The sequence below is a fragment of the Pseudomonas sp. GW821-FHT10B02 genome, assembly GCF_059415665.1.
In genome coordinates, this window is sequence record NZ_JBWKNR010000022.1 from 13281 (window position 1) to 37053 (window position 23773).

Sequence of the window (23773 nt, forward strand, 5' to 3'; positions counted from 1 at the left end):
TGGAGCCTGCACCGGCCTCATCGCCGGCAAGGCCGGCTCCCACAGCATAAAAAAAGCCCCGCCAGTTACCTGGCGGGGCTTTTTATTACCTGGAAGGTCAGACGAGCGGTTTGTGCTCTTCTGCGGTTTCCAGGGCTTCAGCTGGTTGCTCTACCGGTGCGGCTTGGGCAGCGGCAGCAGCTGCTGCTTCGGCCTCACGCTTGCGGCGACGCACTTCGCGCGGGTCGTTTGGTGCGCGGCCGTTCGGCAGCATCACTACCGGGGCTTCGACCACTGCGGGCTCGGCAGCTGGTGCCTGTTCCGCGACAACTGGCGCTGGCTCGGTAACAGCCGGCTTGGCAGTTTCGGCTTCAGCTTCAACCACCGGGGCCTGAACAACTTCTGGCTCGCGTGGTGCCTCAGCAACTGGCTCGGCAGCGACAGCTACTTCAACCGGTGCTTCTACAACTGGCTGAGGCGCAACTTCGACAACTGGCTCAATGCTCGCTTCAACCGCAGCCACAGGCTCGCTGAACGGCTGCTCGACCACTGGGGCGATTGCCACTTCTTCAGCAACGACAGGCTGTTGCGCTTCAACCACCGCAGGCTCGATCGCAGTCGGCTCGGTTGCTTCAACGGTCTCTGCAGCGACAACCTCGGCAGCTACCGGGGCAGCTTCTTCAATGGCGGCAGTGGCGCGTTCAGCTTGAACGTTGGCTTGAGCTTCGGCTTCAGCACTGATGTTGCTGGTCGCAACGGCGGCGGTGACAGCCAGGCCGGCTGCCAGTTCGGCGCCCGACGGCTCGTTGCCTTCTTCGCTACCGTCTTCGCTGCCTTCAACGACGTTGCCGTTGGCATCACGCTGACGCTCGCGACGGTTGCTGCGGCGACGCTGGCCACGGGAGCGGCGACGTGGGCGTTCGCCTTCGGTGCCTTCCTGGTTGTCGTCCTGCAGCAGCTCTTCGTTTGGCAGTTGCTCTTCAGCGGCTTCCGCAGCCTGTTCGGCTGGACGAGGCTGACGCTCTTCGCGTGGAGGGCGTGGTTGACGCTCTTCACGTGGTGCGCGTTCTTCACGTGGCGCTCGCTCTTCGCGCGGTGCGCGTTCTTCACGTGGGCTGCGCTCTTCGCGCGGTGCACGCTCTTCACGAGGCTGGCGCTCTTCACGCGGGGCGCGCTCAGGGCGCTCTTCACGTACGGCCGGGGTGGCAGCATCCAGCGGCTCGCGCAGTTCGCGGACCGGACGGTCTTCGCGGGAGCGGCGCTCTTCACGCGGGGCGCGAGGTTGACGCTCTTCGCGTGGCTGACGTGGTGCGCGCTCTTCGCGGGCCTGGGTTTCGTCACGGGCTTCGCGTGGTTGACGCTCTTCACGCGGTGCGCGCTCTTCGCGAGGCTTGCGATCTTCATCGCGACGGCCATTGCGGTTGCGGCTCTGCTGACGACCGTTGCGGCGCTCTTCGTTACGCTGCGGGCGCTCGGTGGTCGGCTTTTCGGCGACCACCGGGGCGGCGGCAGGCTCTTCCTTGCCGGCGAACAGGCTGACCAGCGACTTCACCAGACCTTTGAACAGGCTTGGCTCTGGCGCGACGTGTACCGGCGCGGCTGCAGGTTGTTCCGGAGCGGTTGGAACCGGAGCGTTGGCGCGAGCCGGTGCGGTCTTGACCGCGGCTTCCTGGCGAACCAGGGTACGGGTGGCGGCAGTCGGCTGGACTTCTTCGGTCTCGGCTGCGGCGATTTCGTAGCTGGACTGGCTGCTCAGCGCTTCCGGGCTGTCGTCGCGCAGGCGCTGGACTTCGAAGTGCGGGGTTTCCAGGTGGTCGTTCGGCAGAATGACGATACGTGCCCGGGTGCGCAGTTCGATCTTGGTGATCGAGTTGCGTTTTTCATTGAGCAGGAAGGCTGCAACCGGAATCGGCACTTGTGCGCGAACTTCAGCGGTGCGGTCTTTCAGCGCTTCTTCTTCGATCAGGCGCAGGATTGCCAGCGACAGGGATTCGACGTCACGGATGATGCCGGTACCGCTGCAGCGCGGGCAGACGATGCCGCTGCTTTCGCCCAGGGATGGACGCAGGCGCTGACGGGACATTTCCAGCAGACCGAAGCGCGAGATGCGGCCGACCTGTACGCGGGCACGGTCGGCTTCCAGGCACTCGCGTACCTTTTCTTCGACGGCGCGCTGGTTCTTGGCCGGGGTCATGTCGATGAAGTCGATGACGATCAGGCCGCCGATGTCACGCAGGCGCAGCTGGCGGGCGATTTCTTCAGCCGCTTCCAGGTTGGTCTGCAGGGCGGTTTCCTCGATGTCGCTGCCTTTGGTGGCGCGCGCCGAGTTGATGTCGATGGACACCAGGGCTTCGGTCGGATCGATGACGATCGAGCCGCCGGACGGCAGGTCGACCACACGCTGGAAAGCGGTTTCGATCTGGCTTTCGATCTGGAAGCGGTTGAACAGCGGAACGCTGTCTTCATACAGCTTGATCTTGCTGGCGTACTGCGGCATTACCTGGCGGATGAAGGTCAGGGCTTCTTCCTGGGCATCGATGCTGTCGATCAGCACTTCGCCGATGTCCTGGCGCAGGTAGTCGCGGATGGCGCGGATGATGACGTTGCTTTCCTGGTAGATCAGGAAAGGCGCAGCGCGGTCCTGCGAGGCTTCTTTGATCGCGGTCCACAGCTGCAGCAGGTAATCCAGGTCCCACTGCATTTCTTCGCTGCTGCGGCCAAGGCCGGCAGTGCGCACGATCAGGCCCATGTCGGCAGGGGCAACCAGGCCGTTCAGGGCTTCGCGCAGTTCATTGCGCTCTTCGCCTTCGATGCGGCGGGAGATGCCACCGGCACGCGGGTTGTTCGGCATCAGCACCAGATAGCGGCCAGCCAGGCTGATAAAGGTGGTCAGGGCTGCGCCCTTGTTGCCGCGCTCTTCTTTCTCGACCTGGACGATGACTTCCTGGCCTTCGCTGAGCACTTCCTTGATGTTCACCCGGCCTTCCGGGGACTTCTTGAAGTATTCGCGGGAGATTTCTTTCAGCGGCAGAAAGCCGTGGCGTTCGGAGCCGAAGTCGACGAAAGCGGCTTCCAGGCTGGGTTCGATCCGGGTGATCCGGCCTTTGTAGATGTTGGCCTTCTTCTGCTCGCGCGCACCGGACTCGATGTCCAGGTCGTAGAGACGTTGGCCGTCTACCAGAGCTACACGCAACTCTTCGGGTTGAGTCGCGTTAATCAGCATTCTTTTCATGTAATACCGTCGGTTTCCGGGCTGCCGGAAACGGCGTTCGGCACACACGACTTCTCACGGTCGGTGTCAGGTGCGCAAGGGGTGGCGGGCCACCCCCGTGTCCAGCGACTGTCGAGCCAGACTGGTAACCCAGTACTGCCGAAGTCGCGACGACGCGTCCTGCTTGCTGTGGTGTCAAATGCACTCAGTCAGGAGGAGGAATCAGCCTTCGGCCGTGGACGCCCTGGGGGCATCTTGATCAAGACCGGGTCCGGTCGCCTGGCCAGAAGGCCTGTGGACTGGACGCGGTGCTACACGGTCCGACGGTTGTGCATCTCCACCCTACACGTATCCCTGATAATTCGGGTGCTGCCGCGCGCTGAATCCGCAACGGGTTGCATTTATCGCCAGCTCCAATACGGGAGCCCGCGCCTTTTATGTCCAAGGCTGGTATTTCCGAAGCTTTCACCATGACTGCGTGAAATTGACGGCACTGACAGAGTGGCTTCGAAAAAAAACATCGGGGGAGGGCAAAACACCGCTCTTGTCGTTTTTTATCGGTCTTCTCTGCACGGCGCTGGTGGCGATTCCAGGCAATTCTGTAAACTGGCAAAAGCCCCGTCGGACGGCCTCGCGTCCTCGAGATTTTGCGTCGGTCAGGGCCGGCTAGAAGCCGTGAGTCCGCTGCCCAGCCGCTTTTGGCGGCGTTCGCGACTATAGCAGCAATCATTAAGTGCTTCAAATCCATAAAAAATTGTTATGATTGGCAAATGACGACTAATGCCCCTCCGACCTCCGGCGTCCAGCTGATCGAGGTCGCGCCGGAACTTGCCGGCCAACGAATCGATAATTTCCTCATCACCGCGCTCAAGGGTGTTCCCAAGACCTTGATTTACCGCATTTTGCGCAAAGGCGAAGTGCGCGTGAACAAGGGTCGGATCAAGCCCGAGTACAAATTGCAGGCCGGTGACATCGTGCGCGTGCCGCCCGTTCGTCTGCCCGAACGCGACGAGCCTGTGCCGGTGGCCCAGGGTTTGCTTCAGCGCCTTGAGGCCGCCATCGTCTATGAAGACAAGGCCTTGATTGTGCTGAACAAACCAGCAGGTATCGCCGTGCACGGCGGTAGCGGCCTGAATTTCGGCGTGATCGAAGCCTTTCGTCAGATGCGTCCGGATGCCAAGGAGCTGGAGCTGGTCCACCGCCTGGATCGTGACACCTCCGGGCTGCTGATGATCGCCAAGAAGCGCAGCATGTTGCGTCACCTGCATGCCGCGCTGCGCGGTGATGGTGTCGACAAGCGCTACATGGCCCTGGTCCGTGGCCACTGGGCGACGGCGAAAAAGCAGGTCAATGCGCCGTTGCTCAAGAGCAATCTGCGTTCCGGTGAGCGCATGGTCGAAGTCAACGACGAAGGCAAGGAGGCGCTGACCATTTTCCGCGTCCTGCGTCGTTTTGGTGAATTTGCCACCATCGTCGAGGCGCGTCCGATTACCGGGCGTACCCACCAGATTCGCGTGCACGCCTTGCATGCCGGGCATTGCATTGCCGGTGACAGCAAGTACGGCGATGAAGATTTCACCCGCGAGATTCGTGACCTGGGCGGCAAGCGCCTGTTCCTGCATGCCTATGCCCTGACCGTGCCCCTGCCTGACGGTGGCGAGCTCAAGCTTGAGGCGCCAGTGGACGAGATGTGGGCGAAAACCGTGGAGCGTTTGAGTGCGGCGTGATTACGATCTGCTGATCTTCGATTGGGATGGCACGCTGGCCGACTCAATCGGGCGCATTGTCGAAGCCATGCATCAGGCCGCCGGTCGCGCCGGTCATGCCACCTGCGATGATGAGGCGGTCAAGGGTATAATTGGCCTGGCGCTGTCCGAGGCGATCGCCACGCTGTATCCGCACCTGGATGCCGAGCAGGTGGCGGTGTTTCGTCAGCACTACGCCGATGTGTACATGGCGCTGGATGAGCAGCCGTCACCCCTGTTCGAGGGGGTGGTAGAGTCGCTGGAAGCGTTTCGTGCGCAGGGCTATCGTCTGGCGGTGGCTACCGGCAAGGCGCGGCGCGGCCTGGATCGGGTGCTGCGGGCCAATGGCTGGCAGGATTACTTCGATATCACCCGGGCTGCCGACGAGAGTCGTGGCAAGCCTCATCCGCAAATGCTCGAAGAGATTCTGGCGCATTGCCAGGTCGAGCCGGGCAGGGCGTTGATGGTTGGAGATTCGTCGTTCGATCTGTTGATGGCCAGTAACGCCGGCATGCACTCGGTGGCTGTCGCTTACGGGGCTATGTCGCCGCAGGCATTGAGTGTTTTCGGGCCGCAGGTCTGTATCGAGCACTTTTCACATTTGCAGGCCTGGCTGAGCCGGTCGCCTGCCGCGGTAATTCCAGGGTAGGTGAGCATGGCTGACGAGTGGAAGGCGCCTAGCGCCGAAGGCAACGAAGAGCAGAAAAGCTGGAAACTTTTGGAGAAAACCCTCCTGGCAGGTGTGCAGGAGCAGCGTCGTGCGCGGCGCTGGGGGATCTTCTTCAAGTTGCTGACCTTCGCCTATCTGTTTGGCATTCTCGCGCTGTTCAGTCCCTTGATGAATGTCGACAAGGCCGCTTCTCGAAGCGTCAGTCACACTGCACTGGTTGAAGTGCGCGGGGTGATTGCCGATCAGGAGCCTGCCAGTGCCGATAACATCGTCGGTGGCTTGCGCGAAGCGTTCAAGGATTCGAAAACCAAGGCGGTGATCCTGCGTATCAACAGTCCGGGTGGTAGCCCGGTGCAGTCGGGTTACATCTACGACGAGATACGTCGCCTGCGCGCCGAGTACCCGCAAATCAAGTTGTACGCGGTGATCAGCGATCTGGGCGCCTCCGGCGCTTACTACATCGCCAGTGCTGCGGACCAGATCTACGCCGACAAGGCCAGTCTGGTCGGCTCCATCGGCGTTACGGCTGCCGGTTACGGCTTTGTCGGCACCATGGAGAAGCTTGGTGTCGAGCGCCGTACCTACACCGCAGGTGAGCACAAGGCCTTCCTTGATCCGTTCCAGCCACAGAAGCCTGAAGAGACGGCGTTCTGGCAGGGCGTGCTGGAAACGACCCACAAGCAGTTCATTGCCAGCGTCAAGCAGGGGCGTGGCGAGCGCTTGAAGGATAAGGAGCACCCGGAGCTGTTCAGTGGCCTGATCTGGTCGGGCGAACAAGCCCTCGCCCTGGGGTTGGTGGATGGCCTGGGCAGTGCTGGCTACGTAGCGCGTGAAGTGGTGGGGGAGAAGGAGCTGGTCGACTTTACCATCGAAGAGTCGCCGTTCGATCGCTTCTCCAAGCGCCTGGGTACCAGCATCGCCGAGCGTCTGGCGATGTGGATGGGCTTTCAGGGGCCGTCGTTGCGCTGAGTGTACTGTCTGATGAAATAGCCGGCCCTTCGAGGCCGGCTTTTTTGTTTCTGAAGGGGCTCAGGGCAGGTTGATGCCTTCGGCCAGGAGCATGTCCACCAATCGAATCAGCGGCAGGCCGACCAGGCTGGTGGCATCGACGCCATGTGTGCACTGGAACAGGCTTACGCCAAGACCTTCGGCCTTGAAGCTGCCGGCGCAGTCATAAGGCTCTTCAGCGCGCAGGTAGCGCTCGATGCGCGCCAGGTCCAGTTCACGCATGTTCACTGTGAACGGCACGCAGTCGACCTGGCAGTGGCCGGTAGCGCTATTGAGCAGGGCAAGGCCGGTAAGGAAGGTGACATGGTTGCCGCTGGCGGCGAGCAATTGCTCGCAAGCCCGTTCGAAGGTGTGCGGCTTGCCGAGAATCTGTTCGCCGAGCACGGCGACCTGGTCGGAGCCGATGATCAGGTGCTCGGGGTGGCTGGCGGCCAGGGCCTGGGCTTTCTCCCGGGCCAGGCGCTTGACCAGCTCAACGGCAGGCTCTTCGGGCAGGCGCTGTTCGTCAATATCAGGGGAGGCCCAGCTGAAGGGCAGGCGCAAGCGTTCAAGCAATTCGCGCCGGTAGGGCGAGCTGGAAGCCAGTAATAAAGGCAGCATGATAAACTCCAGGGCAGGTGAAACGATTCTAACATGCTGAACGGAGCCGAATTTCCTTTGACAGGGGCGGGGGTCATCCCTAGAATGCTGCGCCTATGTTGAATGACCCGATTCCACCTCACGTTGACCCGCGCAAATTGGCCGATCGTGGTGTTTCCCTCGAAGGAACACTGCAGCTCGCCGATTTGGAGAGACTCTGCGACCCGCTTTCCGACAATGTCGGTACGGTGCAGGCTAAATTCGATTTTGAGCGAGACGAGCAGAAGGCTGTGGTTATCCACACCGAGCTGAGCGTCGAAGTCAAAATGGTTTGCCAGCGTTGTCTTGAGCTGGTCACCCTGCCGATCCACAGCGAAACTACTTACGCTGTGGTGAAGGAGGGTGCGAATACCCAGTCGTTGCCGAAAGGTTATGACGTGCTGGAACTGGGCGAAGATCCTTTGGATCTGCAGGCTTTGGTCGAGGAGGAGCTTTTGCTCGCCCTGCCCATCGTGCCTGCTCATCATCCGGAAGAATGCCAGCAGCCGGCGGGCGCCGATGAGCCCGAACCGAGCAAGGACGAGGTAACACGGTCCAACCCGTTCAGTGTATTGGCGCAGTTAAAGCGTGACCCAAACGTTTAGGAGTTAATCAATTATGGCTGTTCAGCAGAACAAAAAATCCCGCTCTGCCCGTGACATGCGCCGTTCGCACGACGCTCTCTCGGAAAACGCTCTGTCCGTAGAGAAAACCACTGGTGAAGTACACCTGCGTCACCACGTATCGCCAGAAGGCGTATACCGTGGTCGTAAAGTGATCGACAAGGGCGCTGACGAGTAATCCTTGTCCGCTCAGATCATCGCGATTGACGCAATGGGCGGGGACTTCGGTCCCCGCAGCATTGTTCAGGCGAGTATTGCTTGCCTGTCGGCTACCCCCTCGCTGCACCTGACCCTTGTCGGTCAACCCTCCCTCCTAGAAGACCTTATCGCTGGCCAGTCGGCAGCGGATCGCGCGCGCCTGCAGATTGTTGCAGCCAGCGAAGTGATCGGCATGGATGAGCGGCCCTCGCAAGCGTTGCGTGGCAAGCCTGATTCGTCCATGCGCGTGGCCCTGGAATTATTGCGTGATGGCAAGGTTCAGGCCTGCGTGAGTGCCGGTAATACCGGCGCGCTGATGGCGCTGTCGCGCTATGTGCTGAAAACCCTGCCCGGCATCGACCGCCCGGCCATGGTGGCAGCCATTCCCACCCAGACCGGTTATTGCCAGCTGCTCGACCTGGGTGCCAATGTCGATTGCAGTGCCGACAATCTCTTCCAGTTTGCCGTGATGGGCTCTGTGGCTGCGCAAGCCCTGGGTATCTCGCGTCCGCGTGTGGCGTTGCTGAATGTCGGCACCGAAGACATCAAGGGCAACCAGCAGGTCAAGCTCGCAGCCAGCATGCTGCAGAATGCCCGTGGGCTTAACTACATCGGTTTCGTCGAAGGCGACGGGTTGTACCGTGGGGAAGCGGATGTGGTGGTCTGCGACGGCTTCGTCGGCAACATCCTGCTCAAGTCCAGCGAAGGCCTGGCGACCATGATCGGTTCACGTATCGAGGCGCTGTTCAAGGGCGGGCTCGGTGCACGCCTGGCCGGTGCGGTAGCCATGCCGCTGCTCAAGCGTCTGCAGGCCGATCTGGCGCCGGCGCGGCATAATGGCGCAAGCTTTCTGGGTTTGCAGGGGATCGTCATCAAGAGTCATGGTTCTGCCGGTGTGCAGGGCTTTCAGAGCGCCATCCAGCGCGCTTTGATCGAGATTCAGGAGAACCTGCCGCAGCGCCTGCACGGGCGTCTGGAAGATCTGTTGCTTTAGGCATATGCCTCAGGAAGTGGTTAAATGTGACCGCTTGGTCCTCATTACCATCCAAGTCTTCAGTTTCTTGTGCTCAGCCTGGCGCTGGGCGCTTCATTTCCGACGACAAGATCATTAGGGGCTTGTTCAATGTCTGCATCCCTCGCATTCGTCTTTCCCGGTCAAGGTTCGCAGTCCCTCGGCATGCTTGCCGAGCTGGGCGCCCAGTATCCGCTGGTCATTGATACCTTCCGCGAGGCCTCCGAGGCTCTGGGCTATGACCTCTGGGCGCTGACCCAGGAGGGTCCGGAAGAGCAACTCAATCAAACCGACAAAACCCAACCGGCCATTCTCACCGCCTCGATCGCCCTGTGGCGTCTGTGGCTGGCAGAGGGCGGTGCGCGTCCGGCTTTCGTTTCCGGCCACAGCCTGGGCGAGTACAGCGCGCTGGTTGCCGCTGGCAGCCTGAGCCTGGGCGACGCGGTGAAGCTGGTCAAGCGTCGTGGCGAGCTCATGCAGGAGGCTGTACCGGCCGGGCAGGGCGCCATGGCGGCAATCCTCGGTCTGGACGACGCTGTCGTCGTGGGGATCTGCGCTGAAGCAGCTCAGGGCGAAGTGGTCAGCGCGGTAAACTTCAACTCGCCAGGCCAGGTCGTGATCGCTGGCGCCAAGGCCGCTGTCGAGCGCGCCATGGAAGCCTGCAAGGCTGCCGGCGCCAAGCGCGCGCTGCCGCTGCCGGTCAGCGTGCCATCGCACTGCGAGCTGATGCGTCCTGCTGCCGAGCGTTTTGCCGAGTCGGTCAATGCCATCGACTGGCAAGCCCCACAGATTCCGCTGGTGCAAAACGTCAGCGCTGCCGTTGCCGCAGACCTCGACACCCTCAAGCGTGACCTGCTCGAGCAGCTGTACAAGCCGGTTCGCTGGGTCGAATGCGTACAGACCCTGGCCGCCAATGGCGCGGTACAGCTGGTCGAGTGCGGTCCGGGCAAGGTTCTGGCCGGCCTGAACAAGCGCTGCGCCGATGGCGTGAACACCTCTAACCTCAATACCCCGGATGCTTTCGCCGCCACCCGCGCGGCGCTGGCCTGATTTAGGAGAAGCTTGCATGAGCCTGCAAGGTAAAGTTGCACTGGTGACCGGCGCCAGCCGTGGTATCGGCCAGGCTATCGCCCTCGAGCTGGGCCGTCTGGGCGCTACCGTGATCGGTACCGCGACCTCCGCCTCGGGTGCCGAGCGAATCGCCGCTACCCTCAAGGAGCACGGCATCACCGGCACCGGTCTGGAGCTGAACGTGACCAGCGACGAGTCGGTCGCTGCCACCCTGGCCAAGATCCAGGAGCAGTTCGGTGCGCCGACCATTCTGGTCAACAACGCCGGCATCACCCGTGACAACCTGATGATGCGCATGAAAGACGACGAGTGGTTCGACGTCATCGACACCAACCTGAACAGCCTCTACCGTCTGTCCAAGGGCGTGCTGCGCGGCATGACCAAGGCGCGCTGGGGTCGTATCATCAGCATCGGTTCGGTAGTCGGCGCCATGGGTAATGCCGGGCAGGTCAACTACGCTGCAGCCAAGGCCGGCCTGGAAGGTTTCAGTCGTGCATTGGCCCGTGAAGTCGGCTCGCGTGCGATCACCGTCAACTCGGTAACCCCGGGCTTCATCGACACCGACATGACTCGCGAATTGCCTGAAGCCCAGCGTGAAGCGCTGCAGACCCAGATCCCGCTGGGGCGTCTGGGCCAGGCTCAGGAAATCGCCAATGTGGTCGCTTTCCTGGCCTCTGAAGGCGCAGGTTACGTGACTGGCGCGACCATTCCGGTCAACGGCGGCATGTACATGTAAATCTAATGTGACGGATTGCTTCAAAAAAATGTCATACGAGCTGTCTAAAATCCGTTATAAAGCTGCAACCAGATTCTAGTCGGTTGGCAGGTGTGGTCTGGCGAGGCGTGTTGCGCTTGAAAAGCGGACGTCTTTCTATACACTTACACACCGGCCAGCTGCCTGACATATGTCCATTAGGAGTGAAAACAAGGTATGAGCACCATCGAAGAACGCGTCAAGAAAATCGTCGCCGAGCAACTGGGCGTTAAAGAAGAAGAAGTAGTGAACACTGCTTCCTTCGTCGAAGATCTGGGTGCCGATTCCCTTGACACCGTTGAGCTGGTGATGGCTCTGGAAGAGGAATTCGAGACCGAAATCCCTGACGAAGAAGCCGAGAAGATCACTACTGTTCAAGCTGCTATCGACTACGTCACCAGCCACCAGGCCTAAGACGTTGTAGTCGTCGCTTCTTGTCATGGAAAAACCGCACTGCCTTCGCCGGCGTGCGGTTTTTTCTTTACAAGAGATGTAGTCAATTGAATAAGGAGAGTGCTGTGTCGCGTAGACGCGTCGTGGTCACCGGTATGGGTATGCTGTCGCCACTGGGTACGGATGTGCCGAGCAGTTGGCAGGGCATTCTGGCTGGCCGCAGTGGCATAGGTCTGATTGAACATACGGACCTGTCTGCCTACTCCACCCGTTTTGGCGGCTCGGTAAAGGGCTTCGAGGTTGAGCAGTACCTGTCGGTCAAGGAAGCCCGCAAGCTCGATCTGTTCATTCAGTACGGCCTGGCAGCCGGTTTTCAGGCAGTGCGTAACGCCGGCCTGGAAGTGACCGATGCCAACCGCGAGCGCATTGGCGTGGCCATGGGCTCGGGTATCGGTGGCCTGACCAATATCGAAGAAACCAGCCGGACTTTGCATGAGCAGGGCCCGCGGCGCATTTCGCCGTTCTTCGTACCGGGTTCGATCATCAACATGATTTCCGGTTTCCTGTCGATCCACCTGGGTGTACAGGGACCTAACTACGCCATTGCCACGGCCTGCACGACCGGTACCCACTGTATCGGCATGGCGGCGCGCAACATCGCCTTCGGTGAAGCCGACGTGATGATTGCCGGCGGTGCGGAAATGGCCGCCTGCGGTCTGGGCATGGGCGGCTTCGGTGCCTCGCGGGCGCTGTCGACCCGCAATGACGACCCGACCCGTGCCAGCCGTCCGTGGGACAAGGGCCGTGATGGCTTCGTGCTTGCCGATGGTGCCGGTGCGCTGGTGCTCGAAGAGCTCGAACACGCCAAGGCCCGTGGTGCGACCATCTATGCCGAGCTGGTTGGTTTTGGCATGAGTGGCGACGCCTACCACATGACCTCGCCGCCAGAAGATGGCAGCGGCGCAGCGCGCTGCATGGTCAACGCCTTGCGCGATGCCGGCCTGAACGCTGAGCAGGTGAACTATATCAACGCCCATGGCACCTCGACCCCGGCCGGTGACCTGGCTGAAGCGTCGGCGATCAAGTCGGTGTTCGGCGACCACGCCTACAAGCTGGCGGTCAGCTCGACCAAGTCGATGACCGGTCACCTGCTGGGCGCCGCCGGTGCAGTGGAAGCGATCTTCAGCGTGCTGTCGATCAACAGCCAGGTAGCCCCGCCGACCATCAACCTCGATGAGCCAAGCGAAGGTTGCGATCTGGATTTCGTGCCGCATGAGGCGCGCAACATGCCGATCGATGTCGTGCTGTCCAACTCCTTCGGGTTTGGCGGTACCAACGGCTCGCTGGTGTTCCGCCGGTTCGCCGAGTAATGCACAGCTGGATCGATGGCCAGCCGGCGCAGGCAATCAACCTGCAAAGCCGTGCGCTGGCCTACGGCGATGGTCTGTTCGAGACCATTGCGGTCAGGGCCGGTCGGCCATCATTGCTCGAGTATCATCTCGAGCGCCTGGCGCTGGGTTGCCAGCGCCTGGCGATCAGCGCCGATCATGGCCTGATTCGCGACGAGCTATGCCGTTACGCCAGTTTGCTGGGTGACGGCGTACTCAAACTGATTCTCGTCCGTGGTGACAGCCAGCGTGGCTATGCGCCTGCTGCTGGCGCGGCACCACGGCGTATCCTGCAGGGCAGTCCCTTGCCCGTTTATCCTGCCCAGCATGCCGAGCATGGGGTTCGTCTTTTTCCCTGTAGCACTCGCCTGGCGGAACAACCGCTGCTGGCCGGGCTCAAACACCTCAATCGACTTGAACAGGTGCTGGCGCGTGCCGAATGGCAGGATGCCGAGCATGCCGAAGGATTGATGCGCGATGTTTCCGGTCGCATCATCGAAGGGGTCTATAGCAATCTGTTCCTGGTGCGCGGCGCCGAGCTGCTGACGGCTGATCTGAGCCGCTGTGGCGTGGCCGGAGTGATGCGTGCGGCCCTGATCGAGCACGCGGCAAAGGTCGGGATTGCGCTGCACATTACCGATCTGTCCCTGCAGGACCTGGAGCAGGCAGACGAAGTCTTCGTCTGCAACAGCGTCTACGGTGTCTGGCCAGTGCGTGCTTTTGCATCGCTGAACTGGTCGCCGGGTCCGCTCACCCGTAAACTGCAGGCCATTGCCCGTACGTTACTGGATACCTGATTTGTGAGACGTAAATTCTTGGTGCTGCTGGAAACCGGATTGATTCTGGCGGGCCTGATCCTGGGTTTTTCAGCCTGGAAAGTGAATTCGGCGCTGGAGCAGACCCTGCACGTTAGCCAGGAGCAATTGCTCGACGTGCCCACGGGTACCAACCCCAATCGCATGTTCTATCGCATGGAGAGTCAGGGCCTGCTGGACGATGCCTTCTGGTTGCGTCTGTACTGGCGCTTCAACATGGCGGGGGTGCCGCTGCACACCGGCGAGTACCGCATGACCCCGGGTATGACCGTTCGCGACCTGTTCGAGGTTTGGCGTCGTGGCGATGTCGTGCAGTACAGCCTGACCCTGGTCGAAGGCTGGAACTTCCGCCAGGTGCGCTCGGCGTTGGCCAAGCATGAAAAAATCAAGCAGACCCTTGATGGCCTCAGTGATGCCGAGGTGATGGACAAGCTCGGTCACCCCGGGGTGTTCCCTGAAGGGCGCTTCTTCCCCGATACCTATCGCTTCGTGCGCGGCATGACCGATGTCGAGTTCCTTCAGCAAGCCTATGCGCGCCTGGACGAAGTGTTGGCCAAGGAATGGGCGGAGCGTCCGGCCGACCTGCCGTATCGTGACCCGTACCAGGCGCTGATCATGGCGTCGCTGGTGGAGAAGGAGACCGGTGTGCCGCAGGAGCGCGGTCAGATCGCCGGGGTGTTCGTGCGTCGCATGCGCATCGGCATGTTGCTGCAGACCGACCCGACCGTGATCTACGGCATGGGAGAGCGTTACAACGGCAAGATCACCCGCGCCGACCTGCGCGAACCGACGCCGTACAACACTTATACCAATGCTGGCCTGCCACCGACGCCGATCGCCATGGTCGGACGTGAAGCCATTCACGCGGCCTTGAACCCGACGCCGGGCAGCAGTCTGTACTTCGTCGCCCGTGGCGATGGTAGTCATATCTTCTCTGACGACCTGGATGCGCACAATTCGGCGGTCCGCGAGTACCAGATCAAGCGCCGTGCCGATTACCGTTCGAGCCCGGCGCCGGTGACTGAATCCGAGCCTGAGCCCGAGGCCGAGCCGCAGTCATCGGAACCCACTGAGGCTAGCCCGGAGCCGTTGCCTGAAGCGTCGGCGCCAGCCACTGAAACCTCTTCGCAATGATCAACTGTAAGGACTGCCTGTGAGCGGCTTGTTTATCACCCTGGAAGGTCCCGAAGGCGCGGGCAAGAGCACCAATCGCGAGTACCTGGCCGAGCACCTGCGTGCCCAGGGTGTGGATGTGGTGCTGACCCGTGAGCCAGGCGGTACGCCGCTGGCCGAGCGGATCCGCGAACTGCTGCTGGCCCCCAGCGACGAAAAAATGGATGCCGACACCGAACTGTTGCTGGTGTTCGCTGCCCGTGCCCAGCACCTGGCCGAAGTGATTCGCCCGGCCCTGGCCCGTGGTGCAGTGGTGCTCTGTGACCGTTTCACCGATGCCACCTACGCCTACCAGGGTGGTGGCCGTGGCCTGTCGCTGGAGCGCATTGCCACACTGGAAAATTTTGTTCAGGGCACGCTGCGCCCGGACCTGACCCTGGTCTTCGATCTGCCGGTGGAAATCGGCCTGTCCCGCGCCGCGGCCCGTGGTCGCCTGGACCGTTTCGAGCAGGAAGGCCAGGCCTTTTTCGAGGCCGTGCGTCAAGCCTACCTGGCACGCGCTAAGGCAGCTCCGCAGCAGTACAAACTAATCGATGCTTCGCAATCGCTGGCACAAGTGCAGCAAGCACTGGATGCCTTGCTGCCGCAGATCCTGGAGCGCTGCCGTGGCTGAGGCCTTCCCCTGGCAGCAGGCGTTGTGGCAACAACTGGCTGGACGCCCCCAGCACGCTCACGCCTATCTGCTGCATGGACCGCAAGGCATCGGCAAGCGCGCGCTGGCCGAGCGGCTGATGGCCTTGCTGCTGTGTCAGCGCCCGGCCAATCTGCAAGCGTGCGGGCAGTGCAAATCGTGCCTGTTGCTGGCCGCCGGCAGTCATCCGGACAACTATGTGCTGGAGCCGGAGGAGGCCGACAAGCCGATCAAGGTCGACCAGGTGCGTGACCTGGTGTCCTTTGTGGTTCAGACCGCACAGTTGGGCGGGCGCAAGGTGGTGCTGATCGAGCCGGTCGAGGCGATGAACATCAATGCGGCCAACGCCTTGCTCAAAAGCCTGGAAGAGCCGTCCGGCAATACCGTGTTGCTGCTGGTCAGCCATCAGCCCAGCCGTTTGTTGCCGACCATCAAGAGTCGTTGTGTGCAGCAGGCGTGTCCTTTGCCCAGCGCCACGCAAAGCCTGGCCTGGTTGAGTACAGCCTTGCCGGAGTGCGATGAGCTGGAACGTCTGGAGCTGCTCAGCCTTGCTGCCGGTTCGCCACTGGCTGCGGTCAGCCTGCAGGCGCAAGGTGTGCGCGAGCAGCGCGCACTGGTGGTCGACGGGGTGAAAAAGCTGCTCAAACAGCAGCAATCCCCGAGCCAGCTGGCCGAAGCCTGGAATGCCATTCCCTTGCTGTTGCTGTTCGACTGGTTCTGTGACTGGTCGAATCTCGTCCTGCGCTACCAGTTGACCGAGGATGAGGAAGGTTTAGGCTTGAACGATATGCGCAAGGTCGTGCAGTACCTGGCGCAGAAGAGCGGCCAGGGCAAGGTTCTGCAGATCCAGGACTGGATTCTCGCCCAGCGCCAGAAAGTCCTGGCCAAGGCCAATCTCAATCGCGTGCTGTTGCTCGAAGCGCTGCTGGCCTCCTGGGCCATGTTGCCCGGCCAGCGTTGAGCCGGGCTGCCCCTTTATTTCTTTTCAGTGTTGTCATCTGCCCATGCTTGTAGATTCCCATTGCCATCTCGATCGTCTCGACCTCACCGCTCACCAGGGTTCTCTGGATGCGGCCCTTGAGGCTGCCCGCGCCCGTGGTGTCGGCCATTTCCTGTGCATCGGCGTCAGTGCCGACAACGCCAAGGCGGTCAAAGACCTGAGTGAGCGTTACAGCGACGTTGACTGCTCGGTAGGCATCCATCCGCTGGACCTGACTCCCGACGGTGCGCCGCCGCTGGAGTGGCTGCTCAGGGAGCTTGAGCACCCGCATGTGGTGGCCATCGGTGAAACCGGGCTGGATTATCACTACGAGCCAGAAGCGGCCGAGGTGCAGCAGGAGTCCTTCCGCCTGCACCTGCAGGCTGCGCAGACTACCGGCAAGCCGGTGATCATTCACACCCGTGCGGCGCGTGCCGACACCCTGAACCTGTTGCGCGAAGCGGATCTGAGTCAGGCCGGTGTGCTGCATTGCTTCACCGAAGATTGGGACATGGCCAAGGCAGCGCTGGACCTTGGCTACTACATCTCGTTGTCCGGCATCGTCACCTTCCGCAATGCCGATGCCTTGCGCGACGTCGCCAGGCAAGTGCCGGCCGATCGCCTGCTGGTGGAAACCGACTCGCCTTACCTGGCGCCGATTCCGTATCGCGGTAAACCGAACCTGCCGCAGTATGTACGGGAAGTGGCGGAGTTCGTGGCGATGGTGCGAGGTGAAAAGTACGAGCAATTGGCGGAACAGACCACCGCGAACTTCAAGCGTCTGTTCCCATTGGCGCGTCTGTAAGGTCGGGCTTCGGTGGGAGCGGGCTTGCCCCGCGATGACGTTGGTGCAGTCAGCATCGCATCGCGGGGCAAGCCCGCTCCCACCGAAATCGCAGGCAAAAAAAACCCGGGTTCTGGGGGGTGAATCCGGGTTAAGACCATTAGGAGTAAAACAAAGGTACGCGGTCCCTGAGCACCTTTATCGGCGCGCCACTTGGGGGGATGCGCCACGCCAACACCTGAAGTATTGGTCAGGATTGGCGGGCTGCCAGCGGCTATTGCTCGTTTTTTAAACAGATTTGGAATACGGCCACGGCTGCTGAGCACTCATCGCTCTGCAATCTGCCGCACAATTGCCAGAGTTTCGTCGATTACCTGTCTGGGCGTGTAGAAATGCGGGGAAAAGCGCACGCCAGGCCCGCGGGTGATGCAAATCACCTGCTGCTCTTTCAGTAGGTTGTAGGCCTGGGCATTGTCCACTCCGGCAATGCTGAACGAAACGATGCCGGAGCGGCGCTGCGGATCTTCCGGGCTGTGCAGTTGAACACCGGGAATAGCCGCCAGCCCCTCATAGAGCCACTGCACCCGTTCTGCCAGCAGCGCCGATACCTGTTCCATCCCCACTTCTTCCAGCAGCGACAGGCTGGCGTCCAGCGCCGCTGCGCCGAGCATGTTCGGGCTGCCGCATTCAAAGCGCCGGGCGCTGCGGGCCGGCTCCCACTCGGTGCGGGTGTAGTCGCCCATGTGTTCGAGCATGTGCCAACCGTATTCGCTGAGCTTCAGTTGTGGGCGAACCTCGGCGCGGCAATAGAAAACGCCGAGGCCTTCCGGGCCAAGCATCCACTTGTGGCCATCGGCCATGGCGAAGTCGCACTGATAGGCTTGCACGTCGAAGGGCAGGGCGCCCAGTTGCTGAATGGCATCGATGCAGAACAGTACGTTGCGCTCACGGCAACCCAGGCCGAGCCGCACCAAGTCGAGGCGCAGGCCGCTGGCGAACTGTACGGCGCTGATCGCCAGCAGGCGCACGCGCGGACCACAGGCGCCCAGCAGATCGGCTTCCGGATCCTGCCCCTTGAGGCTCACCTGAATCACTTCCACGCCCCGGTCGGCCAAGGCTTCCCAGACGATGCGGTTGGAGGGGAACTCTTCATCGCTGATGACGATCCGGTCACCGGCCTGCCAATCAATACCGAAAGCAACGAACGAAAGGGCCTCTGAGGTGTTCTTGACCAGAGCGATGTCATCGGTCGAGGGTGCGTTGGTCAGGCGCATCAGGCGTTCGCGCAGGCGCTGCTCCATCGCCATCCAGTGCGGATAGTCCCTGGCACCGAGCCAAACGTTTTCGTTGGCAAAGCGCGCAACGGCCTGGCTGGCCCTTCTTGGCCAGGGAGCGACGGCCGCGTGGTTCAGGTAGCGAAGGCCCGGAGCCTGTTCAAACTCATCAAGAAACATAGACATGGTCGGATGATCCGTGCATTTTGGCGCAAGTTAGGCATAATAACCGGCTTCGATTTTGATCCAGTCCTTCTTATGCAGAAAGAACCTCGTAAGGTCCGTGAGTTTCGTCGCCGTGAGCAAGAAATTCTCGATACCGCGCTCAAGCTGTTTCTCGAACAGGGTGAAGACAGTGTCACCGTCGAGATGATCGCTGATGCAGTCGGTATCGGCAAAGGCACGATCTACAAGCATTTCAAATCCAAGGCGGAGATCTACCTGCGCCTGATGCTCGACTACGAGCGCGATTTGAACGAACTGTTGCACTCTGCCGATGTTGATCGCGACAAGGAAGCCCTGTCGCGTGCCTACTTCGAATTCCGCATGCGCGATCCGCAGCGTTACCGCTTGTTCGACCGCCTCGAAGAGAAGGTGGTCAAGGGCAACCAGGTACCGGAGATGGTCGAGGAGCTGCACAAGATCCGTGCCTCCAATTTCGACCGTCTGACCTTGCTGATCAAAGGTCGCATCAGCGAAGGCAAGCTCGAAGACGTGCCGCCGTACTTCCACTACTGCGCTGCCTGGGCGCTGGTGCATGGCGCGGTGGCGCTGTATCACTCGCCGTTCTGGAGCAACGTGCTGGAAGACCAGGAAGGCTTTTTCCAGTTCCTGATGGATATCGGCGTGCGCATGGGCAACAAGCGCAAGCGTGACCCGGACGCCACCGGCAGCTGACCTGTTCAGCAGTCGAACGAAACTACTGGCGTGGCCCCTGCAGGAATATACTCAGGTATGAGGCTTGCAAAAACCTGATTTTTGAGTCAGGTTTTGCAGGCCCGATTCACCCATGCCGGAGTCATCCATGATCGTCGACCGCCAAGGCAGGCGTTTTCGCAATTTGCGTGTCAGCCTGACCGCTGCCTGCAACTATGCCTGCACCTATTGCGTACCGGACGGCAAGCGTCTGGTGGCGGCCCAGGATGAGCTGTCTGCCGAGGCCATGGCCCGCGCTGTGGCCTACCTGATCGAAGCAGCCGGCATCGAGCGTTTGCGCATTACCGGTGGCGAGCCGCTGGTCAGTCCCAAGCTTGAAACCTTTCTGACTTCGGTCGCAGGCCTTGGCCTGGATGAAATCAGCCTGACCACCAATGGCCAGTTATTGTCGCGCAAACTGCCATTGCTGCGTGCGGCGGGTATCCGCCGCCTCAACGTTTCCCTCGATACCCTTGATCCTGATGCTTTCCGGCGTATTGCCCGTGGTGGCGACCTGGCCACTGTGCTCGATGGCATGGAGCAGGCCAGCGCGGCCGGGATGAAAATCAAGGTCAACATGGTGCCGTTGCGCGGACAGAACTTCGATCAGGTGGTGCCGCTGCTCGAGTACTGCCTGGCCCGTGGCTACGAGCTGCGTTTTATCGAATTGATGCGCATGGGCCACCTGGCCCGTGACAGCAATGCCTTCCTGCAGCAGTTCGTCAGCCTCGAGCACTTGCTGCAGTTGATCGGCGAGCGTTACGAATACCTGCAGGCCAATGCGCCGGTGGATGCCACCGCGCTGCGCTATCAGATCCCCGGCCAGGGCTACTTTGGCGTGATCGCCAACGAAAGCGTACCGTTTTGCCGGACCTGTTCACGCTTGCGCCTGTCGTCCACCGGCTGGCTACATGGCTGTCTGTCGTCGAGCAACCGTCACTATATCGGCGACTTGCTCGACAAGCCGCGCCACCAGGCCTTGCCGGCGCTGCAGGGGTTGCTGGTCAAGGCCCTTGGCGACAAGCAGCCGGTGGCATTTTCCGGTGGCGCAACGGTGATGAAAATCATCGGTGGCTAAGACTGGCGCAAAAGCTGCATCTGTCAGCTGTTCGCCGGTTTTCCGTCACCGGCCACTGGAGGATAGATGCGTAGCCTGGTTTTGCTGCTGGCGCTGATGGCGCTGGGCGGCTGTATGAATGTCAGCGATATGGGCGAGGGTGTCCGTTATCACATGAGTGATGCCGGTCTGCTCGATCACAGTGATACCCGCCGTTCGCTGTCGGTGCGCCTGCAGCCTGATTCATTCATTTACATTGGTCAGGGTGCCTTCGTCCCTCCTGGCAAGGGTCCTTATCCACGGCCCAACGTGGTGGCCGAAGAAGCCTTCAAGGGCTTTGTCGAATACTTCCCCATGGTCCGTCGCGCTCAGGGGCCGTTGGGGCTGGAGCAGGCCCTGGTCGAAGCGCGTGGAGTGGGTGCGCATTACTTGCTCTATGCGCGCTTTGCCCGTACCGATGACCGTATCGGCAATGGCGATGAATGGTATGACGAGCAGGCCGTCGACCGTCTGGGTATCGATACCGGTGTGATCCAGTTGATGCTCATCGAAACCAATACCCGCTACCTGATCGATACCACACGGATCAACAGCCGTGGCGGATTGCTGACGTTTCACGACAACACGCCGGAAGATTTGCTAGGGCCGCCGCTTGAGGATTACGCTCGTAGCCTTTTGGGCATGAGTCGTTGAGGAGAGGGTGATGACCGATACCGGCAAGGCCATTGATCTGCTGGCGCAGATTCCCAAGCCCGAAAAGGGGCTGCCACCGGTGCATCTGTGGAACCCGGACTTCTGTGGCGATATCGACATGCGTATCGCCCGTGACGGTACCTGGTACTACCTGGGCACGCCGATCGGGCGCAAGCCGATGGTGCGGTTGTTCTCCACCATCATTCGCCGCGACGGCGACGATTACTTCCTGGTGACGCCGGTGGAGAAGGTCGGCATCAAGGTCGATGATGCGCCATTTGTTGCCGTCAGCCTTGATGTCGAGGGCGAGGGGGAGCAGCAGGTACTGCGCTTCACCAGCAATGTCGAGGATCAGGTCGAAGCAGGCCCCGAGCACCCTTTGCGTTTCGAAATCGATGCGCAGACCCAGGAGCCTTCGCCCTATGTGCACATGCGCAGCAACCTTGAGGCGCTGATCCATCGCAATGTGTTTTATCAGCTGGTGGAGCTGGCCGTACCGCAGCAGATTGCCGGGGAGCAATGGCTGGGGGTCTGGAGCAGCGGCACCTTCTATCCTATTGGTCGCAGCTGATTAGCCTCCGCGTTTTTCCCCGAATTGGCGCTTTTTACCTCGTGGTGGCCGGCATAACCTGCCGCTATTCCCCATCACGAGGCCGTGCCAATGAAACCGCGTCTGTTACCTGTCAGCACCCTGATCGTCGCTAGCCTGTTTACCCTGCCGGGCGCTTGGGCCCATGGTCCGGAGCCGGGCCAGGAGGCGGTCAAGATCCTGCAAGAGCAATTGCCGAGCAATGCCGCTGGCAAGAAAGCCATCATGCTCACGGTCAGTTATGCACCAGGGCAGAAGTCCGTGGCGCATCAGCATCCGGGAGCAGTCATGGCTTATGTGCTCGAAGGCACGGTGGTGTCCCAGCTCAAGGGCGAGCCCAGGCCGGTGACTTACAAGGCGGGTGAGTTCTGGTACGAAGCGCCGGGGTCGGTGCACCTGGTGTCTTACAATGCCAGTGAGACAAAACCGGCAAAATTGCTGGTGTGGTCGCTGGTGGATGAGCAGCGGCCAGTGACCGAGCCTTATCAGCCGTAGGGCTGGGTAAATGCCGAGAGGCTGAAACGAAAAAACCTCCAGTGCTCAACGCAACTGGAGGTTTTTCAAGTGTTTGGCTCCGCGACCAGGACTCGAACCTGGGACCCAATGATTAACAGTCATTTGCTCTACCGACTGAGCTATCGCGGAATCTGTGGCGTATCTTACTGATTGCTAAGGGGAAGTCAAGCCTCCCCCTGGCAAAAAGTCAGTTACAGGACCTCGACGATAGCCTTGGTCACCACATCGATGTTGCTCTGATTCAGGGTGGCCACGCAGATACGACCGGTATCCAGCGCGTAGATGCCGAACTCGTTCTTCAGGCGTGCGACCTGATCGACGCTCAGGCCCGAGTACGAGAACATGCCGCGCTGACGGGCGACGAAGCTGAAGTCGTGCTCAGGTGCCTGGGCCGCCAGCAGCTCAACCATCTGCTTGCGCATGCCGTGGATGCGCTGGCGCATCTCACCCAGTTCCTCTTCCCACATCGCACGCAGTTCCGGGCTGTTGAGCACGGTGGCGACGATGGTGGCGCCGTGGGTCGGCGGGTTGGAGTAGTTGGTGCGGATCACGCGCTTGACCTGCGACAGCACGCGCGCGCTCTCTTCCTTGGACTCGGTGATGATCGACAGCGCACCCACGCGCTCGCCGTACAGCGAGAAGGATTTGGAGAACGAGCTGGAGACGAAGAAGTTCAGGCCCGACTCGGCGAACAGGCGCACGGCGAAGGCGTCTTCGTAGATGCCGTCGCCAAAGCCCTGGTAGGCCATGTCGAGGAATGGCACATGGCCCTTGGCCTTGACCACTTCCAGAACATTTTTCCAGTCGTCCAGGCTCAGGTCGACGCCGGTCGGGTTATGGCAGCAGGCGTGTAGCACGATGATCGAGCCGGACGGCAGGGCGTTGAGGTCTTCGAGCATGCCGCTGCGGTTGACGTCGTGAGTAGCGGCGTCGTAGTAGCGGTAGTTCTGCACCGGGAAACCGGCGGTTTCAAACAGGGCACGGTGGTTTTCCCAGCTCGGGTCGCTGATGGCCACTACGGCGTTTGGCGAAACCTGCTTGAGGAAGTCGGCACCGATCTTCAGCGCGCCGGTACCGCCAACGGCCTGAGTGGTGATAACCCGGCCAGCAGCCAGCAGCGGCGACTCGGCACCGAACAGCAGCTTCTGTACGGCCTGGTCGTAGGCGGCGATGCCGTCGATCGGCAGGTAACCGCGGGAAGCGTGCTGGGCAGCGCGCTGGGTTTCGGCTTCGATCACTGCACGCAGCAGTGGGATACGCCCTTCTTCGTTGCAGTAAACACCTACACCCAGGTTGACCTTGTTGCTACGGGTATCGGCGTTGAAAGCTTCGTTGAGGCCCAGAATGGGGTCGCGTGGTGCCAGCTCGACAGCGGAAAACAGGCTCATTATTACCTTGGCTCTGAATGGAGAGTGGAAGAGGTCCGCACGCTCCAGTCGAATGCACTAGAGCGGTGCACAAACGGGGAGTCAGTATAGTGATACCCATCGGTCACGGCGACAGTCTGACGCAGCTTTTCCTGTTGTTTCGCCGATTATTTTTCGACCGTTAGTCGAATTGACCGGTCCATACTCACATCATTGCGTTGAAACTGGCGTTCGAGAGCCCTAATTCGGTATAAGTACTGTCTATAAATACAGTTGCCAGCGTCTGCGATAAAACGTCGCGATTACACAG

Annotated in this window: 24 protein-coding genes and 1 tRNA gene; 20 read left to right on the forward strand and 5 right to left on the reverse strand. The window is 60.9% G+C overall.

Going from position 1 to position 23773, the window contains the following annotated elements:
• Positions 1–97: 97 nt before the first annotated feature.
• A complete protein-coding gene (rne, locus tag AC07OF_RS24695) occupies positions 98–3211 on the reverse strand; it encodes a ribonuclease E (RefSeq protein WP_495073605.1) in 3114 nt (1037 codons plus the stop codon).
• 749 nt (positions 3212–3960) lie between these two features.
• On the opposite strand from rne, the gene rluC reads away from it, so the two are divergent.
• From rluC to AC07OF_RS24710, 3 genes are read left to right on the forward strand one after another with little or no spacing between them, the layout of a single operon-like run.
• A complete protein-coding gene (rluC, locus tag AC07OF_RS24700; RefSeq protein WP_010223216.1) occupies positions 3961–4917 on the forward strand; it encodes a 23S rRNA pseudouridine(955/2504/2580) synthase RluC in 957 nt (318 codons plus the stop codon).
• Positions 4907–5584 (forward strand): HAD family hydrolase, encoded by a 678-nt coding sequence (locus tag AC07OF_RS24705; RefSeq protein WP_157191728.1) that lies wholly within the window; start codon positions 4907–4909, stop codon positions 5582–5584. The genes rluC and AC07OF_RS24705 overlap by 11 nt, the downstream gene beginning before the upstream one ends.
• A 6-nt stretch (positions 5585–5590) precedes the next feature.
• Positions 5591–6574, forward strand: coding sequence for a S49 family peptidase (locus tag AC07OF_RS24710; protein WP_157191729.1), 984 nt, complete (start codon positions 5591–5593; stop codon positions 6572–6574).
• Between the two features lie 60 nt (positions 6575–6634).
• Here AC07OF_RS24710 and AC07OF_RS24715 read toward each other — a convergent pair whose 3' ends face one another.
• Positions 6635–7213: a Maf family protein gene (locus tag AC07OF_RS24715; RefSeq protein WP_157191730.1), complete on the reverse strand. Its 579-nt coding sequence runs from the start codon at positions 7211–7213 to the stop codon at positions 6635–6637.
• Positions 7214–7308: 95 nt separating this feature from the next.
• Between AC07OF_RS24715 and AC07OF_RS24720 the strand changes: the two genes are divergently transcribed.
• The 12 genes from AC07OF_RS24720 to AC07OF_RS24775 all read left to right on the forward strand — a co-directional run bounded on the left by AC07OF_RS24720 (position 7309) and on the right by AC07OF_RS24775 (position 17073).
• A complete protein-coding gene (locus AC07OF_RS24720; protein WP_191833376.1) occupies positions 7309–7836 on the forward strand; it encodes a YceD family protein in 528 nt (175 codons plus the stop codon).
• A gap of 13 nt (positions 7837–7849) precedes the next feature.
• Entirely contained in the window at positions 7850–8032 is a 183-nt protein-coding gene (gene rpmF, locus AC07OF_RS24725; protein WP_010223221.1) for a 50S ribosomal protein L32, read from the forward strand.
• A gap of 3 nt (positions 8033–8035) precedes the next feature.
• On the forward strand, positions 8036–9046 hold the full coding sequence (gene plsX / locus AC07OF_RS24730) for a phosphate acyltransferase PlsX (protein ID WP_075226459.1): 1011 nt from the start codon (positions 8036–8038) through the stop codon (positions 9044–9046).
• A gap of 129 nt (positions 9047–9175) precedes the next feature.
• Positions 9176–10114: an ACP S-malonyltransferase gene (gene fabD / locus AC07OF_RS24735; RefSeq protein ID WP_157191732.1), complete on the forward strand. Its 939-nt coding sequence runs from the start codon at positions 9176–9178 to the stop codon at positions 10112–10114.
• A 16-nt stretch (positions 10115–10130) separates the two neighbouring features.
• A complete protein-coding gene (gene fabG / locus AC07OF_RS24740) occupies positions 10131–10871 on the forward strand; it encodes a 3-oxoacyl-ACP reductase FabG (RefSeq protein ID WP_038608595.1) in 741 nt (246 codons plus the stop codon).
• 195 nt (positions 10872–11066) lie between these two features.
• A complete protein-coding gene (gene acpP, locus AC07OF_RS24745; protein ID WP_003175607.1) occupies positions 11067–11303 on the forward strand; it encodes an acyl carrier protein in 237 nt (78 codons plus the stop codon).
• 104 nt (positions 11304–11407) lie between these two features.
• Positions 11408–12652 carry a beta-ketoacyl-ACP synthase II gene (gene fabF / locus AC07OF_RS24750; RefSeq protein WP_476445639.1) on the forward strand — a complete coding sequence of 415 codons (1245 nt, stop codon included), beginning with the start codon at positions 11408–11410 and terminating at the stop codon, positions 12650–12652.
• Positions 12652–13467, forward strand: a complete 816-nt coding sequence (pabC, locus tag AC07OF_RS24755) for an aminodeoxychorismate lyase (RefSeq protein WP_495073606.1) — start codon at positions 12652–12654, stop codon at positions 13465–13467. Before fabF ends, pabC begins: the two co-directional genes overlap by 1 nt.
• A gap of 3 nt (positions 13468–13470) precedes the next feature.
• Positions 13471–14619 carry an endolytic transglycosylase MltG gene (gene mltG / locus AC07OF_RS24760; RefSeq protein ID WP_495073607.1) on the forward strand — a complete coding sequence of 383 codons (1149 nt, stop codon included), beginning with the start codon at positions 13471–13473 and terminating at the stop codon, positions 14617–14619.
• A 19-nt stretch (positions 14620–14638) separates the two neighbouring features.
• Positions 14639–15271: a dTMP kinase gene (gene tmk, locus AC07OF_RS24765; protein WP_157191735.1), complete on the forward strand. Its 633-nt coding sequence runs from the start codon at positions 14639–14641 to the stop codon at positions 15269–15271.
• On the forward strand, positions 15264–16250 hold the full coding sequence (locus AC07OF_RS24770; RefSeq protein ID WP_495073608.1) for a DNA polymerase III subunit delta': 987 nt from the start codon (positions 15264–15266) through the stop codon (positions 16248–16250). Before tmk ends, AC07OF_RS24770 begins: the two co-directional genes overlap by 8 nt.
• A gap of 43 nt (positions 16251–16293) precedes the next feature.
• Positions 16294–17073 carry a TatD family hydrolase gene (locus tag AC07OF_RS24775; protein WP_495073609.1) on the forward strand — a complete coding sequence of 260 codons (780 nt, stop codon included), beginning with the start codon at positions 16294–16296 and terminating at the stop codon, positions 17071–17073.
• A 305-nt stretch (positions 17074–17378) separates the two neighbouring features.
• Here AC07OF_RS24775 and AC07OF_RS24780 read toward each other — a convergent pair whose 3' ends face one another.
• Complete coding sequence (locus AC07OF_RS24780; RefSeq protein ID WP_495073610.1) at positions 17379–18512, reverse strand: aminotransferase class V-fold PLP-dependent enzyme; 1134 nt, start codon at positions 18510–18512, stop codon at positions 17379–17381.
• Between the two features lie 72 nt (positions 18513–18584).
• On the opposite strand from AC07OF_RS24780, the gene AC07OF_RS24785 reads away from it, so the two are divergent.
• The 5 genes from AC07OF_RS24785 to AC07OF_RS24805 all read left to right on the forward strand — a co-directional run bounded on the left by AC07OF_RS24785 (position 18585) and on the right by AC07OF_RS24805 (position 22075).
• On the forward strand, positions 18585–19223 hold the full coding sequence (locus AC07OF_RS24785) for a TetR/AcrR family transcriptional regulator (protein ID WP_038608617.1): 639 nt from the start codon (positions 18585–18587) through the stop codon (positions 19221–19223).
• A gap of 127 nt (positions 19224–19350) precedes the next feature.
• Positions 19351–20319 (forward strand): GTP 3',8-cyclase MoaA, encoded by a 969-nt coding sequence (locus AC07OF_RS24790; RefSeq protein ID WP_495073611.1) that lies wholly within the window; start codon positions 19351–19353, stop codon positions 20317–20319.
• A gap of 66 nt (positions 20320–20385) precedes the next feature.
• Complete coding sequence (locus AC07OF_RS24795) at positions 20386–20991, forward strand: DUF4823 domain-containing protein (protein ID WP_157191740.1); 606 nt, start codon at positions 20386–20388, stop codon at positions 20989–20991.
• A 10-nt stretch (positions 20992–21001) separates the two neighbouring features.
• Positions 21002–21562, forward strand: a complete 561-nt coding sequence (locus AC07OF_RS24800; protein WP_157191741.1) for a DUF1285 domain-containing protein — start codon at positions 21002–21004, stop codon at positions 21560–21562.
• 90 nt (positions 21563–21652) lie between these two features.
• Positions 21653–22075, forward strand: a complete 423-nt coding sequence (locus tag AC07OF_RS24805; protein ID WP_157191742.1) for a cupin domain-containing protein — start codon at positions 21653–21655, stop codon at positions 22073–22075.
• A gap of 74 nt (positions 22076–22149) precedes the next feature.
• Here the strand turns inward: AC07OF_RS24805 and AC07OF_RS24810 are convergent.
• Positions 22150–22225, reverse strand: a tRNA-Asn gene (locus tag AC07OF_RS24810).
• A gap of 62 nt (positions 22226–22287) precedes the next feature.
• Positions 22288–23484 (reverse strand): amino acid aminotransferase, encoded by a 1197-nt coding sequence (locus AC07OF_RS24815; RefSeq protein ID WP_191833386.1) that lies wholly within the window; start codon positions 23482–23484, stop codon positions 22288–22290.
• Between the last annotated feature and the right edge of the window lie 289 nt (positions 23485–23773).